Annotated in this window: 18 protein-coding genes; 10 read left to right on the top strand and 8 right to left on the bottom strand. The window is 64.0% G+C overall.

From position 1 onward, the window contains the following. Positions 1 to 18 precede the first annotated feature (18 nt). The 3 genes from QMX96_RS18140 to QMX96_RS18130 all read right to left on the bottom strand — a co-directional run bounded on the left by QMX96_RS18140 (position 19) and on the right by QMX96_RS18130 (position 2954). Positions 19 to 909, bottom strand: a complete 891-nt coding sequence (locus QMX96_RS18140; protein ID WP_282362167.1) for a MerR family transcriptional regulator — start codon at positions 907 to 909, stop codon at positions 19 to 21. Continuing rightward, positions 899 to 1855, bottom strand: coding sequence for a DUF523 and DUF1722 domain-containing protein (locus tag QMX96_RS18135; RefSeq protein ID WP_282362166.1), 957 nt, complete (start codon positions 1853 to 1855; stop codon positions 899 to 901). Before QMX96_RS18135 ends, QMX96_RS18140 begins: the two co-directional genes overlap by 11 nt. 112 nt (positions 1856 to 1967) lie before the next feature. Further along, positions 1968 to 2954 (bottom strand): NAD(P)/FAD-dependent oxidoreductase, encoded by a 987-nt coding sequence (locus QMX96_RS18130; protein ID WP_043864339.1) that lies wholly within the window; start codon positions 2952 to 2954, stop codon positions 1968 to 1970. Between the two features lie 185 nt (positions 2955 to 3139). On the opposite strand from QMX96_RS18130, the gene QMX96_RS18125 reads away from it, so the two are divergent. Together QMX96_RS18125 and hemH are read left to right on the top strand one after the other, a co-directional pair. Beyond that, entirely contained in the window at positions 3140 to 4042 is a 903-nt protein-coding gene (locus QMX96_RS18125) for a TIGR01777 family oxidoreductase (protein WP_116052806.1), read from the top strand. A 12-nt stretch (positions 4043 to 4054) separates the two neighbouring features. After that, positions 4055 to 5071 carry a ferrochelatase gene (hemH, locus tag QMX96_RS18120; protein ID WP_043864341.1) on the top strand — a complete coding sequence of 339 codons (1017 nt, stop codon included), beginning with the start codon at positions 4055 to 4057 and terminating at the stop codon, positions 5069 to 5071. An 87-nt stretch (positions 5072 to 5158) separates the two neighbouring features. Here hemH and QMX96_RS18115 read toward each other — a convergent pair whose 3' ends face one another. Both QMX96_RS18115 and upp read right to left on the bottom strand, forming a co-directional pair. Next, positions 5159 to 6433 (bottom strand): uracil-xanthine permease family protein, encoded by a 1275-nt coding sequence (locus tag QMX96_RS18115; protein ID WP_043864342.1) that lies wholly within the window; start codon positions 6431 to 6433, stop codon positions 5159 to 5161. 2 nt (positions 6434 to 6435) lie between these two features. Further along, positions 6436 to 7074 (bottom strand): uracil phosphoribosyltransferase, encoded by a 639-nt coding sequence (gene upp / locus QMX96_RS18110; RefSeq protein ID WP_054916236.1) that lies wholly within the window; start codon positions 7072 to 7074, stop codon positions 6436 to 6438. A 165-nt stretch (positions 7075 to 7239) separates the two neighbouring features. Between upp and QMX96_RS18105 the strand changes: the two genes are divergently transcribed. The 3 genes from QMX96_RS18105 (at position 7240) to QMX96_RS18095 (ending at position 8777) form a co-directional block, all read left to right on the top strand. Continuing rightward, positions 7240 to 7797 (top strand): hypoxanthine-guanine phosphoribosyltransferase, encoded by a 558-nt coding sequence (locus QMX96_RS18105; protein ID WP_043864344.1) that lies wholly within the window; start codon positions 7240 to 7242, stop codon positions 7795 to 7797. 153 nt (positions 7798 to 7950) lie between these two features. Beyond that, the gene (locus tag QMX96_RS18100; protein WP_054916235.1) at positions 7951 to 8418 is read left to right on the top strand and encodes a hypothetical protein; all 468 of its coding nucleotides are present in this window, start codon (positions 7951 to 7953) and stop codon (positions 8416 to 8418) included. Positions 8419 to 8489: 71 nt separating this feature from the next. Beyond that, positions 8490 to 8777, top strand: coding sequence for a PA4642 family protein (locus tag QMX96_RS18095; RefSeq protein ID WP_282362165.1), 288 nt, complete (start codon positions 8490 to 8492; stop codon positions 8775 to 8777). Positions 8778 to 8831: 54 nt separating this feature from the next. Here QMX96_RS18095 and mqo read toward each other — a convergent pair whose 3' ends face one another. After that, positions 8832 to 10337, bottom strand: coding sequence for a malate dehydrogenase (quinone) (gene mqo, locus QMX96_RS18090; RefSeq protein WP_043864347.1), 1506 nt, complete (start codon positions 10335 to 10337; stop codon positions 8832 to 8834). 791 nt (positions 10338 to 11128) lie between these two features. On the opposite strand from mqo, the gene QMX96_RS18085 reads away from it, so the two are divergent. Continuing rightward, positions 11129 to 11713 carry a YajG family lipoprotein gene (locus QMX96_RS18085; protein ID WP_043864348.1) on the top strand — a complete coding sequence of 195 codons (585 nt, stop codon included), beginning with the start codon at positions 11129 to 11131 and terminating at the stop codon, positions 11711 to 11713. Positions 11714 to 11785: 72 nt separating this feature from the next. Here QMX96_RS18085 and QMX96_RS18080 read toward each other — a convergent pair whose 3' ends face one another. Beyond that, entirely contained in the window at positions 11786 to 11992 is a 207-nt protein-coding gene (locus QMX96_RS18080; protein ID WP_043864349.1) for a hypothetical protein, read from the bottom strand. A gap of 163 nt (positions 11993 to 12155) precedes the next feature. On the opposite strand from QMX96_RS18080, the gene QMX96_RS18075 reads away from it, so the two are divergent. Continuing rightward, on the top strand, positions 12156 to 12416 hold the full coding sequence (locus QMX96_RS18075) for a hypothetical protein (protein ID WP_054916233.1): 261 nt from the start codon (positions 12156 to 12158) through the stop codon (positions 12414 to 12416). Between the two features lie 107 nt (positions 12417 to 12523). On the opposite strand, the gene QMX96_RS18070 is transcribed toward QMX96_RS18075, so the two are convergent. Continuing rightward, entirely contained in the window at positions 12524 to 13687 is a 1164-nt protein-coding gene (locus tag QMX96_RS18070) for a 1-acyl-sn-glycerol-3-phosphate acyltransferase (RefSeq protein ID WP_043864351.1), read from the bottom strand. 123 nt (positions 13688 to 13810) lie between these two features. Between QMX96_RS18070 and QMX96_RS18065 the strand changes: the two genes are divergently transcribed. The 3 genes from QMX96_RS18065 to QMX96_RS18055 are packed head-to-tail and all read left to right on the top strand — an operon-like array spanning position 13811 to position 14883. Then, positions 13811 to 13993, top strand: a complete 183-nt coding sequence (locus QMX96_RS18065; RefSeq protein WP_054916232.1) for a CPXCG motif-containing cysteine-rich protein — start codon at positions 13811 to 13813, stop codon at positions 13991 to 13993. Beyond that, on the top strand, positions 13993 to 14253 hold the full coding sequence (locus QMX96_RS18060) for a DUF2007 domain-containing protein (RefSeq protein ID WP_043864353.1): 261 nt from the start codon (positions 13993 to 13995) through the stop codon (positions 14251 to 14253). The genes QMX96_RS18065 and QMX96_RS18060 overlap by 1 nt, the downstream gene beginning before the upstream one ends. A gap of 9 nt (positions 14254 to 14262) precedes the next feature. Then, on the top strand, positions 14263 to 14883 hold the full coding sequence (locus QMX96_RS18055; protein ID WP_043864354.1) for an SOS response-associated peptidase: 621 nt from the start codon (positions 14263 to 14265) through the stop codon (positions 14881 to 14883). Positions 14884 to 14997: the final 114 nt, after the last annotated feature.

The following is a 14997-nucleotide window of genomic DNA, read 5'->3' as shown; positions in this document are numbered from 1 at the left end:
GTGAATGTGGGGGAGACGTCAGGTGGCCAGCAGGCCCAGCAACAGGGCGGGCAGCGCCACCACAGAGGACGGCAGATGCACGTTGCCTGCCTGCAGGCCCGCCGCCTCGGCATGCTCCTTGTAGAGCGCGGCCATGCTGCCCAGCAGCAGGGTCGGCAGATCGATCGCATTGAGGCTGCGCTGCAGTTCACGCGGATCGAGCGCCGCGTTCAGGCACATCACCAACGCACAGGGTTTGAGCTGCTGCACGGCAAACGCCAGCTCTCGAGGTGGCAGCGTCCAGTCGAATACCTCGACCGCGCAGCCGGCATCACTGAGCAGCCAGGCGCACAGCCACAGCTGCGGGTCGAATGGAAGGGCCGAGGCGTTGACCAGCAGGGCGGGCGCGGCGTTCAGCTGACGGTTGTTGTGATACACCCGCACGCCAAGTTTGCTGCGCAGCCAGGTATGGAAGAACACCTGCTCCATGCGGGCGGCAAAGTGCCCGTGCCAGCGGGTGTCGAGTTCTTGCAGCAACGGCAGCAACAGTTGCTCGCACAGGGTGGCGGCGGGGTAGAGGGCCATGGCCTGGTTGAACAGCTGGTCGAGTCGGCGTTCGGCCAGTTGCGCGATGCAGTCGACCAGTTGCAGGCGCAGGGTGTGCCAGTCGTCGTTGCCGGGTGCGGGTTGCACTGCTGGGGAGGTGTCGAGCAGCGGCTTGACCTGGCCCACCGCGATTCCGCGGTTGAGCCATTGCAGAATCTGCTGGATGCGCTGCACGTGTGCGGCGCTGTAGAGCCGGTGACCCTTGCCGGTGCGCTGCGGCACGATCAGCCCGTAGCGACGCTCCCACGCGCGCAGGGTCACGGGGTTGACCCCGGTCAGGCGGGTGACTTCACGAATGGGCAGCAGGTCGTCTTCAGATGGCATTGCGCAGGCTCAGGTTTTCCGGGTGCGGTTGCAGATAGACCTGCTGCATGAGGTAGGGATCGGGGTGGCGGCGCAGGTGGTGCTTGAGCAGGGTCAGCGGCACCACCAGCGGGACGATGCCGGCCTGGTACTGCTCGATCAGGGCGCGGATTTCCTGTTTGTCGCGGGGGTCGAGAAACCGGCGCAGGTAGCCGCTCAGGTGCATCAGCACGTTGCCGTGGGTGCCGCGACTGGCGCAGCGGCTCAGGGCGCTCATCAGCTGGCTGAAATACCGTGGGCCGATCTGGGTGGGGTCGTCCTGGCGCTGCATGCTGCCCAGCAACTTGCCCAGCACCTTGTACTGCTGGGGGTTGTGCGCCATCAACTGGTACTTGTAGCGCGAGTGGAAGGCGATGAGGGCATGACGACTGAGCCCGCCTGCCAGCAATTGCTGCCAGTCGGCGTAGGCATACACGCGGGTGATGAAGTTTTCCCGCAGTACCGGATCGCACAGCCGGCCATCCTCTTCGACCGGCAGGTCGGGGCGCTGGGCGCAGAACCGTGCGGCATACAGGCCGCGACCGCCTTCGGTGGCCGGGTAGCCGTTGGCCTGGTACACCTTGACCCGTTCCAGGCCGCAGGATGGCGATTTCTGCATGAAGATGTAGCCGCAGATGTCGGTCAGTTGCCCGGCCATTTCTGCGCCGTAGGCATCCAGTGCCTGGCTGACGTCCAGGCTGGCATCGCGGCTGCCCACGGCCTTGGGGTTGGCCGGGTCACCGGTCAGACGGATGGCCTGGCGAGGTGTGCCCAGGCCGATGGCAACCTCGGGGCAGATGCCGATGAAGTCGAAGTGCTCGGCCAGCACTTCATTGCACAGGCGCGAGGCCTTGTGCCCGCCGTTGTAGCGGACCTCTTCGCCGGTCAGGCATGCACTGATGGCAATCTTTGGTCTGGTGGCCGCCATGGTCGCTCTCGACTGAAATTTGTACAGAAACAAAATTATGTACAGCTTCGCTCATCATAGATAACGCGTTGTACAAGTCAAATGTTCTGTACAGCTTCAGCCGGTGCAGGGGTCATTCCAGGTGTTCGAGCAGGCGCCGCGCCGCTTCCTGGCCGCTGAGCCATGCGCCCTCGACGCGCCCCGACATGCACCAGTCGCCGCAGGCGTACAGGCCCAGGTCGGCATCGGCCAGGGCGCCCCATTCATGGCTGCTGCTCGGGCGGGCATACAACCAGCGATGGGCCAGGGTGAAGGTGGGGGCCGGCACGGCGCAGCCCACCAGTTCGGCGAAGTTGCCCAGCAGGTGCTCGATCACGGCCTCGCGCGACAGGTCGATGTGTTGCTTGCTCCAGCTGGCCGTGGCGTGCAGAACCCAGGTGTCGAGTTTTTCGTCACGCCCGGGCTTGCTGCGGTTGCGCGCCAGCCAGTCGAGGTCGCAGCCCTGCACGAAGCAGCCCTGCATGGGGGTGTCCAGGGGCGTATCGAAGCCCAGCGCAATGGCCCAGGTGGGCTCCATCTGCACGCTGGCGGCCATGCCGGCCAGCTTGGTGGTGGCGCTGAGCAACTGCGTGGCCTGGGGCGCCGGCACCGCAATGATGACGCGACTGAACGGCCCGTGGCTGCCGCCCTCGGTGTCCTGCAGGTGCCAGTACTGTTTGCCGCGGAACACCTCGGCAATGCGGCAATTGAAGTTGACGGTGACATCCTTGAGCAGGCCGCGGGTGATGGCGCTCATGCGCGGTACACCCACCCAGCGGATCTGCTCGTCCGGCGAGGGGGTCAGCTGACCTTCGCGGTAGTTGTACAGTTGCGGCTTCCATTCGGCCGCCCAGCCCTTGGCCTGCCAGGCCTGGACCTGTTCGACGAAACGTCGGTCGCGGGCCGTGAAGTACTGCGCGCCCAGGTCCAGGGCGCCGGCTTCGCTGCGTTTGCTGGCCATGCGTCCGCCACTGCCGTGGCCCTTGTCGAACAGGTGCACGGTGTGCCCGGCCTTCTGCAGGGCCTGGGCGGCGGACAGGCCGGCGATGCCGGCACCGATGATTGCGATAGGAACAGTCATGATGGCCTCTTCGAACCTTTTGGAAACAGCCTACGCTGCCCGACAAGCCTGTACAATATCTCCAGCTTGTATAAGATGATTCCGCTCGACGTTGCAGGTTGGCCTATGTTTATCCGAGAGCGTTCGGTCAAAAAAGTGCCTTGAACTCAAAAATAGACCAGCGCGCGCCATGTGAGGACACAGCCATGCATATATTGCTGACCGGTGGTACGGGCCTGATCGGCAGACACCTTTGCCGCTTCTGGCTGGACAGGGGTTATCGCCTGACGGTGTGGAGCCGGCGTCCGGCGCAGGTCGCTCAGGTGTGCGGGGCAGGGGTGCGCGGCATTGCCCGGCTCGACGAACTGGGCGACGAGCCGGTGGACGCCGTGGTCAACCTGGCCGGTGCGCCGATTGCCGATCGCCCCTGGACGTCGCACCGACGCGCGCTGCTATGGGCTAGCCGCATCACCCTCACCGAGCAGTTGATTGCCTGGCTGCAAGGCCGGCAGCAGCGCCCTGCGGTGCTGATCTCGGGGTCGGCGGTAGGGTGGTATGGCGATGGTGGTGAGCGCGAGCTGACCGAGCTGTCGCAGCCGGTCAAGGAGGACTTTGCCAGCCAGCTGTGCATTGCCTGGGAAGAAACCGCGCTGCGCGCCGAGGCCCTGGGCATGCGGGTGGTGCTGGTGCGTACCGGGCTGGTGCTGGCGGCCGAGGGCGGCTTTTTGTCGCGCCTGCGCCTGCCGTTCAAGCTCGGGCTGGGCGGGCCGATTGGCAGTGGTCGCCAGTGGATGCCGTGGGTCCATCTGGACGACCAAATCGCCCTGATTGATTTTCTGTTGCAGCGCGAGGATGCCAGCGGTCCTTATAATGCCTGTGCGCCGGAGCCGGTGCGCAACCGCGAATTTGCCCGACGCCTGGGGCGCGCGCTGCACCGCCCGGCGTTCATGCCGTTGCCGGCGCTGGTGCTGCGCGCCGGGCTCGGCGAACTGTCGGTATTGCTGCTGGGTGGCCAGCGGGCGCGCCCGGTGCGCTTGCTGGCGGCAGGCTTCACGTTCCGTTACAACGATGTGCAATCGGCGCTGGATGACTTGTCCGCGCGCCTCTGAAAAGGATGTTGCATGACCGATCATGCTCTGCTGCTGGTCAACCTGGGTTCACCGGCTTCCACTTCCGTCGCCGACGTGCGTCGTTACCTCAACCAGTTTCTGATGGACCCGTATGTGATCGACCTGCCGTGGCCGGTGCGACGCCTGCTGGTCTCGCTGATCCTGATCAAGCGTCCGGAGCAGTCGGCCCACGCCTATGCCTCCATCTGGTGGGAGGAAGGCTCGCCGCTGGTGGTGCTGACCCGGCGCCTGCAGCAGGCCATGGGCGCGCACTGGGCCCACGGGCCTGTGGAAATCGCCATGCGCTATGGCGAGCCGTCGCTGTCCACGGTGTTGCAGCGTCTGGCCGGCCAGGGCGTCACCAAGGTGACCCTGGCGCCGTTGTACCCGCAGTTTGCCGACAGCACCGTGACCACCGTGATCGAGCAGGCCAAGGCCGTGGTGGCCGAGCACAAGCTGGCATTGCAGATGCCGGTGCTGCGTCCGTTCTATGACCAGCCGCTGTACATCGACGCGCTGGTGGCCAGTGCCAGGCCGTACCTGGAGCAGGGCTTCGATCACCTGCTGCTGAGCTTTCACGGTTTGCCCGAGCGGCACCTGAAGAAACTCGACCCTACCGGTTCGCATTGTTTCCAGAATGCCGACTGCTGCCGCAACGCTTCGCCCGAGGTGCTGGCGGTGTGTTATCGCGCGCAGTGCCTGCGTTCGGCACAGTTGTTCGCGCAGAAGATGGGCCTGGCCGAGGGCCAATGGTCGGTGTCGTTCCAGTCGCGGCTGGGCCGGGCCAAGTGGATCGAACCCTACACCGAGGCGCGCCTGGACGAGCTGGGCAAGGCAGGCGTCAAGAAGCTGCTGGTGATGTGCCCGGCGTTCGTGGCCGACTGCATCGAGACGCTGGAAGAAATCGGCGATCGCGGGCGCGAGCAGTTTGTCGAGGCGGGCGGGCAAGAGCTGGTGCTGGTGCCGTGCCTGAATGATCACCCGCAGTGGGTGGAGGCGCTTACGCAGTTGTGTGAGCAGGCGGGTTAGGTAGTGCAGCGTTCGCCGGCAAGGCCGGCTCCTACAGGTTTGCGCGAACCCCTGTAGGAGCCGGCCTTGCCGGCGAAGCGTTTCAGATCAAGGCAAATGGTCATCCAGCACCTTGTTCTTCCAGCCGTCATTGCCCGGCAGCAGCAGGTTGAGCGCAATGGCCACCACGGCGCACAAAGCGATACCCTTCAGGCCCCAGTCGTCCGGGCCGGTACCGGTGCCGACCAGCACACCGCCAATCCCGAACACCAGGGTCACCGAGACGATCACCAGGTTGCGCGCTTCGCTCAGGTCGATCTTGTGGCGGATCATGGTGTTCATGCCCACTGCCGCAATCGAGCCGAACAGCAGGCACAGGATGCCGCCCATCACCGGCACCGGAATGCTCTGCAGCAACGCGCCGAACTTGCCGACGAAGGCCAGGCTGATGGCGAACACGGCCGCCCAGGTCATGATCTTGGGGTTGTAGTTCTTGGTCAGCATCACCGCGCCGGTCACTTCGGCGTAGGTGGTGTTGGGCGGGCCGCCGAACAGGCCGGCGGTGGTGGTGGCGATGCCGTCACCCAGCAGGGTACGGTGCAGGCCGGGCTTTTTCAGGTAGTCGCGACCGGTCACGCTGCCCACTGCAATCACGCCGCCGATATGCTCGATCGCCGGGGCCAGGGCCACCGGTACGATGAACAGGATCGCCTGCCAGTTGAAGGCCGGCGCGGTGAAGTGCGGCAGGGCCAGCCAGGGGGCGGCGGCGATCTTGGCGGTGTCGACCACACCGAAGTAGAACGACAGGCCAAAGCCCACCAGCACCCCGGCAATGATCGGCACCAGGCGGAAGATGCCCTTGCCGAACACCGCCACGATGAGGGTGGTGAGCAGCGCCGGCATCGAGATCATCATTGCGGTGCTGTAGGGCAGCAGTTCGGCGCCGTCACCGGCCTTGCCCATGGCCATGTTGGCGGCAATCGGCGCCATCGCCAGGCCGATCGAGATGATCACCGGGCCGATCACCACCGGCGGCAGCAGGCGGTCGATGAAGCCGGTGCCCTTGATCTTCACGGCCAGGCCCAGGAAGGTGTAGACGAACCCGGCCGCCATTACCCCGCCCATGGTCTCGGCCAGGCCGAACTGGCCCTTGGCGAGAATGATGGGGGTGATGAAGGCAAAACTGGAGGCGAGGAACACCGGCACCTGACGGCCAGTGACCACCTGGAACAGCAGAGTCCCCAGGCCCGCAGTGAACAGCGCAACGTTGGGGTCGAGGCCGGTAATCAGCGGCATCAGCACCAGCGCGCCGAATGCCACGAAGAGCATCTGCGCGCCGGAGACGACCTGGCGCCAGAGCGGGTCGTTGAACTCGTCCTGCATGTTCAGGTGTCCTTCTGCTTGGTGCCGAAGATCTTGTCGCCTGCATCGCCCAGGCCGGGAATGATGTAGCCGTGTTCGTTCAGGCGTTCATCGATCGAGGCGGTGTAGATGTGCACGTCGGGGTGTGCACCCTCGACCGCCGCGATGCCTTCGGGCGCTGCCACCAGCACCATGGCGCGGATGTCCTTGCAGCCGGCCTTCTTCAGCAGGTCGATGGTGGCGATCATGGAGCTGCCGGTGGCCAGCATCGGGTCGATGATCATGGCCAGGCGCTCGTCGATCTCGGGTACCAGTTTTTCCAGGTAGGTGTGCGCTTCGAGGGTTTCCTCGTTGCGGGCAACGCCCACGGCGCTGACCTTGGCGCCCGGGATCAGGCTGAGCACGCCGTCGAGCATGCCGATACCGGCGCGCAGGATCGGCACCACGGTGATCTTCTTGCCGGCGATCTTCTCGACCTGTACGGTGCCGCACCAGCCTTGAATGTCGTAGCTTTCCAGCGGCAGATCCTTGGTTGCCTCGTACGTCAGGAGCGCGCCGACTTCCTGGGCGAGTTCGCGAAAATTCTTCGTGCTGATATCGGCGCGGCGCATCAGGCCGAGCTTGTGACGGATCAGCGGATGGCGGATCTCACGGGTTGGCATAGGGAAAGGCTCCGGGGGGCGGGCAAAAAAACCGCGCTAGAGTAATCTATTCGGCCGCAGGTGTCCTATAGGCATTGTGCACGTTAGTCCATAAATGCTTGATCTGATGCGTGAGGGTGCGTACCTTTGCCCGCTTTTCTCAACCGCAGCCCCCTGGAGAGCGTCATGTCCGCTGATCTCGAGCATATCCGTCAAGTCATGCGTGAAGCAGACTGCCTGCACAGCGAAGCCGAAGTCGAAGCGGCGATTGCCCGTGTGGGCGCGCAGATCACCGCCGACCTGGCCGACCGCAACCCGGTGGTGTTCTGCGTGATGAACGGTGGCCTGATCTTCTCCGGCAAGCTGCTGACCCATTTGCAGTTCCCGCTGGAGGCGTCCTACCTGCATGCCACGCGCTACCGCAACCAGACCAGCGGCGGTGACCTGTTCTGGAAGGCCAAGCCCGAAGTGTCGTTCATCGATCGCGAAGTGCTGATCATCGACGACATCCTCGACGAAGGGCACACCCTCAGCGCCATCATCGACTTCTGCAAGCATGCCGGTGCCAAGGCAGTGTACAGCGCGGTGCTGGTGGACAAGGACCACGACCGCAAGGCCAGCCCTGACCTGAAGGCCGACTACTGCGGTTTGAGCTGCGTTGACCGCTATGTGTTCGGCTACGGCATGGACTACAAGGGCTACTGGCGCAATGCGGCGGGTATCTATGCCGTGAAGGGCATGTAAACCGGGTGGGAGCTGACTTGGCCCGCGAAAGGGTCGATGCGGTATCAGCTATTTGCGGTGCCTGCAGCGCAGGTCAGGCCCGCTCCCACAAGAGGCCATCAGCCTCGTACATTTCTCATGCTAGAGTGCCAGGCCGCCCCCAAGGAGCCTGCCATGCGCGCCATCCTCGCCCTCCTGCTGCTGACCAGCCTGCCCCTGGCCGCCGCGCCGCTGCACAGCCAGTTCCTGCCGCCCGACGACCTTACCCTGCGCCAGGAAACCCCCGAAGCCCAGCAACTGCTGCAGGTGACCCAGTATTCGGTGGTGGTCGGCAACCAGCGTCAGTCCAACCAGCAACCGATACCGGTCACGGCACCGGTGCTGATGCGCCTCAAGGGCAAGCCCCTGAACAAGGGCGCCACCATCAGCGAGGTGCTGATCAGCTTCGACGGCGAAGGCAAGAGCCTGCGCAAACCGGCGTTCGACGCCAAGAGCCGCACCCTGACCCTCAACTATCCCGCCAGCCAGTACCGGGTGATTCTCGACCTGCTGCGCAACGACACCCTGTACGTGCAGTTCCTCAGCTATGCCAACGGTCATATCTGGGCCGATGTGCACACCGGCACCCTACGCGCGCGTTGAGCCACAGCGCTGCCGGGGGGTAAACTGCCGGCCCGTGAAAAATGTCCGTGATGGTTCAGTTGGAGTCGGCAATGCGTAAAGACAAGAAGCAAGTGATTGGTGATGAGATCAGCGACGACTACATCAAGTCGTTTCTCCAGTTCGAACCGGCCGATGCCAGCTCGCCCTCGCACCACAAACTGATCAAGGCCTATCGCGGCCTGCGCATCGATGACTTCGAACGTTTCGTCGGCTTCTTCGTCGAGGCCGGATACGATGTGGACGGCAAGGACGAGCACGGCAACACTTTCGCCCAGGTGGTCGGCGACCAGCGCAATGCGCCCGAGTACATCGAGATCATCGACAGCGCCCGCAAGTGAGTACATCGCAGCCATGAAAAAACGCCCCGAGGGGCGTTTTTTCATGCATCACGCTTACGCGTAGCTTTGCGTCGGCTGGTTCTCGACCAGGCCCAGGGCCTCGTCGTTCTGTGCGCTGATCTTGTGGTACAGCGCAGCGTCGGTCGCCAGGACCTTCTCCCGTGCCGGGAAGATCTCGTTGAGCTTGGCCGCCCAGGCGCCCTTGGCCTGCTCGGGGAAGCAGCGTTCGATCAGTTCCAGCATGATCGACACGGTGACCGAAGCACCCGGCGAGGCGCCCAGCAGGGCGGCCAGCGAGCCGTCCTTGGCCGCCACCAGTTCGGTACCGAACTGCAGGATGCCGCCTTTTTTCGGGTCTTTCTTGATGATCTGCACCCGTTGCCCGGCCACTTCCAGGCGCCAGTCTTCGGCCTTGGCTTCAGGGTAGAAGCGACGCAGCGATTCCAGGCGCTGTTCCATCGACTGCATCACCTCGCTGACCAGGTACTTGGTCAGGTCGAAGTTGTCGCGGGCCACGGCCAGCATCGGCCCGATATTGCCCAGGCGCACCGACAGCGGCAGGTCGAGGAACGAGCCGTGCTTGAGGAACTTGGTGGTGAAGCCGGCGTACGGGCCGAACAGCAGCGAGGTCTTGCCGTCGACGACGCGGGTATCCAGGTGCGGTACCGACATCGGCGGCGAACCCACGGCGGCCTGGCTGTAGACCTTGGCCTGGTGGCGCTTGACCACCTCGGGGTTGTCGCAGCGCAGCCACTGGCCGCTGACCGGGAAACCGCCGAAGCCCTTGCTCTCCTCGATGCCCGACAGCTGCAGCAGCGGCAGGGCCGCGCCACCGGCGCCGAGGAACACGAAGCGGGCATCGACGTCGCGGCTGCTGCCGCTGTTGACGTCCTTGATGGTGACGGTCCAGCCGCTGCCGTTACGGCGCAGGCCGGTGACCTTCTTGCTGTACTTGACCTGCGACTCGGGGGTGTCGGCCAGGTGCTTGAGCAGCTTGTTGGTCAGGGCGCCGAAGTTGACGTCGGTGCCTTTCATCACGCGGGTGGCGGCGATGTGCTGGTCGGCGGGGCGGCCCGGCATCATCAGCGGCATCCACTCGTTCATCAGCGCCTTGTCTTCGGTGTATTCCATCTCGGCGAAGGCGTGGTGAGGCTTGAGCGATTCAAACCGCTTTTTCAGGAACGCGACGCCCTTGTCACCTTCGACGTAGCTCAGGTGCGGGATCGGGTTGATGAAGGCACGCGGGTTCTTGAAGGCGCCCTTTTTGCTCAGGTAGGCCCAGAACTGCCGGGATACCTCGAACTGGGTATTGATGTGCACCGCTTTCTTGATGTCGATGCTGCCGTCGGCGGCCTGCGGCGTGTAGTTCAGCTCACACAGCCCGGCATGGCCGGTCCCGGCGTTGTTCCACGGGTTGGAACTTTCCGCGGCACCCGAATCCATCAACTCGACGACTTCCAGCTTCATCGCCGGGTCGAGTTCCTTGAGCAGTACGGCCAGGGTGGCACTCATGATGCCGGCCCCTACCAGTACTACATCGACTGCTTCGTTCTGCGCCATTAACGCGTCTCCAAAAATCTTCAGCACCAAATTGACAGCATGGCTCCCAGGCTTGGCCGGGATTTCCATGTCCGCTACTTCGCAGGTTTTTCAACTTCCGCGGACACCACCAACCGGGCTTTGCGTTGCCTATGAACGCATTTTACCGCCCGTGCGGCAATTCGACTTATGGTCAAGGTGTCCATCGTGCGCTATGGACCGGCCTTAGTCACCCATCGCAGATGAGTGCTGTTGCCAGCTGTTTGGGGCTTTCAGGGACGCAGTTGCTGCTTTTACACATGCCAGACTGTTCATTGCTCGCCACACTCTCGTGAAGTTGTGAAAACCGTTTTTTCACGCTCTTTTGGAGTCGTGAACCTCAAAAAGGGTGTGCACGATGGCAAACCCGGCAGGTTCAGGCAGAGCAGAGCGCCGAAGGAACGCGGGCACACCAGCTTGGCAAGACCTGTGTGGGCGGCTCTCTGTGGGCGATTCGGGGATGCCGATGCAATGGCATTGGCGGTGCTGCGAGGCCCGATCAGGAGACGTCCTTATAATCGGGGGGAGATTATAACGAGGTCGCGGGCAGAAACGATCTTTATTAACGACTTTTGTTGCGCTTTGCTTCGCCGGCCACGCCGTGGCGGGCTGGCCTGCAGGGGGCAGGCGGCTGAACAGAGCGTTCACCGGCGCAGGTGGGCAGTCTACGCGGTCGATGATGAAACGATTGTGACAGTGGCTGGCCCCGATGGCTGGGGTGATCCCGGGTGGTTATACTGGCGACCTTTGCTGCTATTCCTGGAGAGATGAGCATGTTGCAACGTTTGTTGTTCGGTTTGATCGCTGTCACCAGCCTGACCCTGGTCGGTTGTGCCCACAGCCCGCAACAACTCAGCCCGCAACCCAAACTCACTGCCCAGCTCGCGCCCGTGGGTCGTGGCCAGCCGGTGGTGGTCAAGGTGGTCGATGGTCGTCCTTCGCAAACCCTGGGTACCCGCGGCGGGCTGTACCCGGAAACCAGCGCCATCACCGTGAACGGCAATGACATCGTGCCCAAGCTGCAGGCCCAGGCCGAGGCAGCGGTGCGTCTGCTGGGCTTCACGCCCACGGCGAACGCCTACAACGCCCCGCAGCTGACCGTGACCCTGGCCGAGCTGAAGTACCAGTCGCCCAAGGAAGGCCTGTACGTGACCGAGGCCACCATCGGCGCCACCTTCCGTGCCGACGTGTCCAATGCCAACCGCCGCTACAGCGGTCGCTACGGCGCCTCGCTGGACCAGCGCTTCGGCATGGCGCCCAACCAGGAAACCAACACCAAGCTGGTGGGTGACGTGCTCAGCGACGCCCTGACCCGCCTGTTCAAGGACCCGACGGTCGGTCAGGTACTGGGCGAGTAAACCCGCTGACGGCAAATGAAAAAGCCCGATGCCTCGTTGCAGGCATCGGGCTTTTTAGTGGGCGTGACCTGCTCAGGCGGCTTCGACGTAGAAGTCCAGCAGGCTGATGCCGGTGCCCTGGTCGACCTCCGGCAGGTCATGGTGGGCATGCCCGCCAAGTGCGCAGTACACCAGCCACTGGCGGTCCTGGACGTTGAACGCCAGGCCGTCGATCAAGGCCTGTTGTTCATCGCTGGGGGCGATCAGATAGAGGCGGTCCTGGTTTTCGGCGTGCAGCATGACAAGCTCCCTGAGTGTTGAAGGGCAATAGAGTGGCTTGTCGGGATGACGAACGTGTGACGGCCGGATTTAATTGTCATCGGTCGCAAAGTACGAGAGAGCCGCTGGCGCTTGGGTAGAATGCGCGGCGTGTCGAGGTCTGGTTTTTTATCGAGGTTGTGCGATGTCGTTGCAAGTGATGTGGGGGCTGCTGGCGGCCCACCCGGCCAAGCTGATCAATGTGCTGGCCTTGTTGATTACCTGCCCTGGCGGGTTGCTGTTGCAAGCGGCGCGGCGCCGTGGCGCGCAGGCGCTGGCGGGGCTGGCGCGTGATGAGGTGATGGTGGAGGGGATGAACCTGCGGGTGAACCGGTTCTACTACATCCTGGGGTTTTCGTGCCTGGCGATGGCGCTGCTGCTGTCGTGGTTCAGTACCTGGATCTGAGGTGAAGCCATCGCGGGTCAAGCCCGCTCCCACATGTTCTGCACTGTACTCAAAGCCAGTGATATCCCTGTGGGAGCGGGCTTGACCCGCGATACGGGCGACGCGCTCTAGAGCGCCAACCCCGCCTTGACGCGGTACTGGTTGCGCACCGGCATCGCATACTGCAGCACCAGGTACGGCTGGTGTTCCACCGGGCAGGCATCCAGGCGCCGCTGCCACTCGGCCTGGGCTCGGGCCAGCTCATCGGCCGGGAACACCTCGGCGGCCCTGGGCACCTGCAACTGCGGGTCGGCATCGGCCCACTGTGCATACGCCAGGTAATGCACCGGGAACAACCGGTAGCCACCCAGTATCTGCCGATCGATTTCCGCCGCCAGTTGCTTGGTGTCTTCGAAGTACTCGCTCACCGGCGGGGCGAAGTTGATGTGCACGCGACCTTTGTAGCCGGTGATGCCCTGGGCGATGCTCACGTCATCCTCGCCAGGCGCCTTGCTGTAGGTGCCGGTGGTGGCGCGGATGTACAGCTCGCGGGCCTTGGCCTGGTCGCACGGGTCGTACTCATAGCTGATCGACACCGGGCTCAGGTTCAGCGACTGGATCACTGCGCCGAACGGTTCGTCCTTGCGGCTCATGTGGAACATCTTGAGGATCGCCGAATCGGTGCGGTCGTCACCATCCTTGGCGCGGCCCTCGGCCTGGGCGATCCAGATCGAGGCGCAGTCGTTGCGGATCGAGTGGTTGATGTATGCCGACAGCAGCTGATAGGCCGCCAGCTTTTCGCGCCGCCCGGTGATCGAGCGGTGCACGATGAAGCTCTTGTTCAGGCGCATCATGTCGCTGACGAACGGCTTTTGCAGCAGGTTGTCGCCGATCGCGATGCGCGGGGTCGGCAGGCCGGCGTGGTACACCGCATAGTTGACGAAGGCCGGGTCCATCACGATGTCGCGGTGGTTGGCCAGGAACAGGTAGGCACTGCCGGACTTGAACTGCTCGACACCGGTGTAGGTCACCCCGTCGGTGGCGCGGTCGATGGTGTGGTCGACGTAGTATTCGACCTTGTCCTGCAGGGTCGATACGCAACTGACCCCGGCAAATTCCTTGCGCAGGCGCCGGGCGATCAGCGGCTTGAGCAGCCATCCGAAAGCCCCGGCCATGCGCGGGAAGCGAAAGTGGGTGAGGATATCCAGAAATGCCGGGTCGCTGAGCAGGCGCGCCAGCACGGCGGGCACCTCGGCGTCGTTGTACGGTCGGATGGCATCGAATTCGCCCATCATGCTCTCTTGTTGGAAACGGCTAGGGTAATAGTAGGGCTGCGGACTGAAAAACGGCTCAGACACCGGCAAGGCCTGTAAATAGACCGGCAATTATACGCACAAGTCACCTGGGAGACTGCGATGGTGGAATCTGCTTTCTATGATTGTCCTTACTGCGGTGAGCAAGTGGAAACTACCGTTGACCTGTCCGGTGGCGACCAGAGCTATATCGAGGACTGCCAGGTCTGTTGCCGGCCGATCGTGTTCGTGCTGCAGGTGCATGGCGAGGAGTGGATGCTGGACGTCAAGCGCGAGGACGAGTGATGCAGCGTATCTACGAGCCGGAAAGTCTGCTGGAGGCCGAGCTTCTGATCGGCATGCTGCGCAGCGAAGGGATCCAGGCGCACCTGAGTGGGCGCGACCTGATGGGCGCCGTGGGCGAGCTGCCGATGCAGGGGCTGCTGGGCCTGGCGGTGCCCGATGCGCAGGCCGAATACGCACGCCAGCTGATCGCCGCGTACAATGGCGCCCAGCCGCTTCCTGGCGACGAGCCGGAGAGCCTTCCGGGAATACTGATTTGCTAGGTTTTGCTCATGTGTGGACGTTACGCCCTGTTTCGCTGGTCTTCGGCGTTTGCCGCGCTGCCCGGGTTCCCGCCTGACCAGCAGGCGCAATGGAACATCTCGCCCGGCGCCTCGGTGCTGATCCAGCGTCAGCGCGAAGGCCAGCTGGAGCTGGCGCGGGCGCGCTGGGGGCTGACCCCGGCGTGGCTGACCGACCTGTCGCGCACCCCGGCCCAGGCGCGCGCCGAGACCCTGGCCGAGCAACCGATGTTTCGCGAAGCGTTTCGCCTGCGTCGTTGCCTGCTGCCGGCCAACGGCTTCTACGAGTGGCGCGGCACCGCGCGCAAGCGGCCTTACTGGCTGACGCCGGGCGAGGGGTCTTCGCTGTTCTTTGCCGGCGTGTGGGAGGCCTACCCGGTGCAGGACCAGGTGTGGCTGAGCACGGCGGTGGTGACCCAGGCCGCAGTCAACCAGCGCCGGCCGCTGATTCTGGATGCGGCAGGGCAGGCCGCGTGGCTGGACCCGCAGACGCCGCTGGTGAAGTTGCAGGAATTGCTCGCTGGCCCGCAGGCCGCCTTGCGCGAGCGGGTGCTGGCGAACCTGGTGAATGATCCGAAGTTGAATGCGCCGGAGTGCCTGACCCCGGCGTAAGTGGTGAGCCCTTCGCCGGCAAGGCTGGCTCCTACAGGCACTGCATGCCCCTGTAGGAGCCGGCCTTGCCGGCGAAGCTTCGCGCTCACACGCGAAACTGAATGATCAACCGCC

Source organism: Pseudomonas sp. PS01300, assembly GCF_029960155.1.
In the GTDB taxonomy this organism is placed as follows: Bacteria; Pseudomonadota; Gammaproteobacteria; order Pseudomonadales; family Pseudomonadaceae; genus Aquipseudomonas; species Aquipseudomonas palmensis.
The sequence above is the reverse complement of the archived record's forward strand: the minus strand, read 5'-3'. Positions and strand labels throughout refer to the sequence as shown.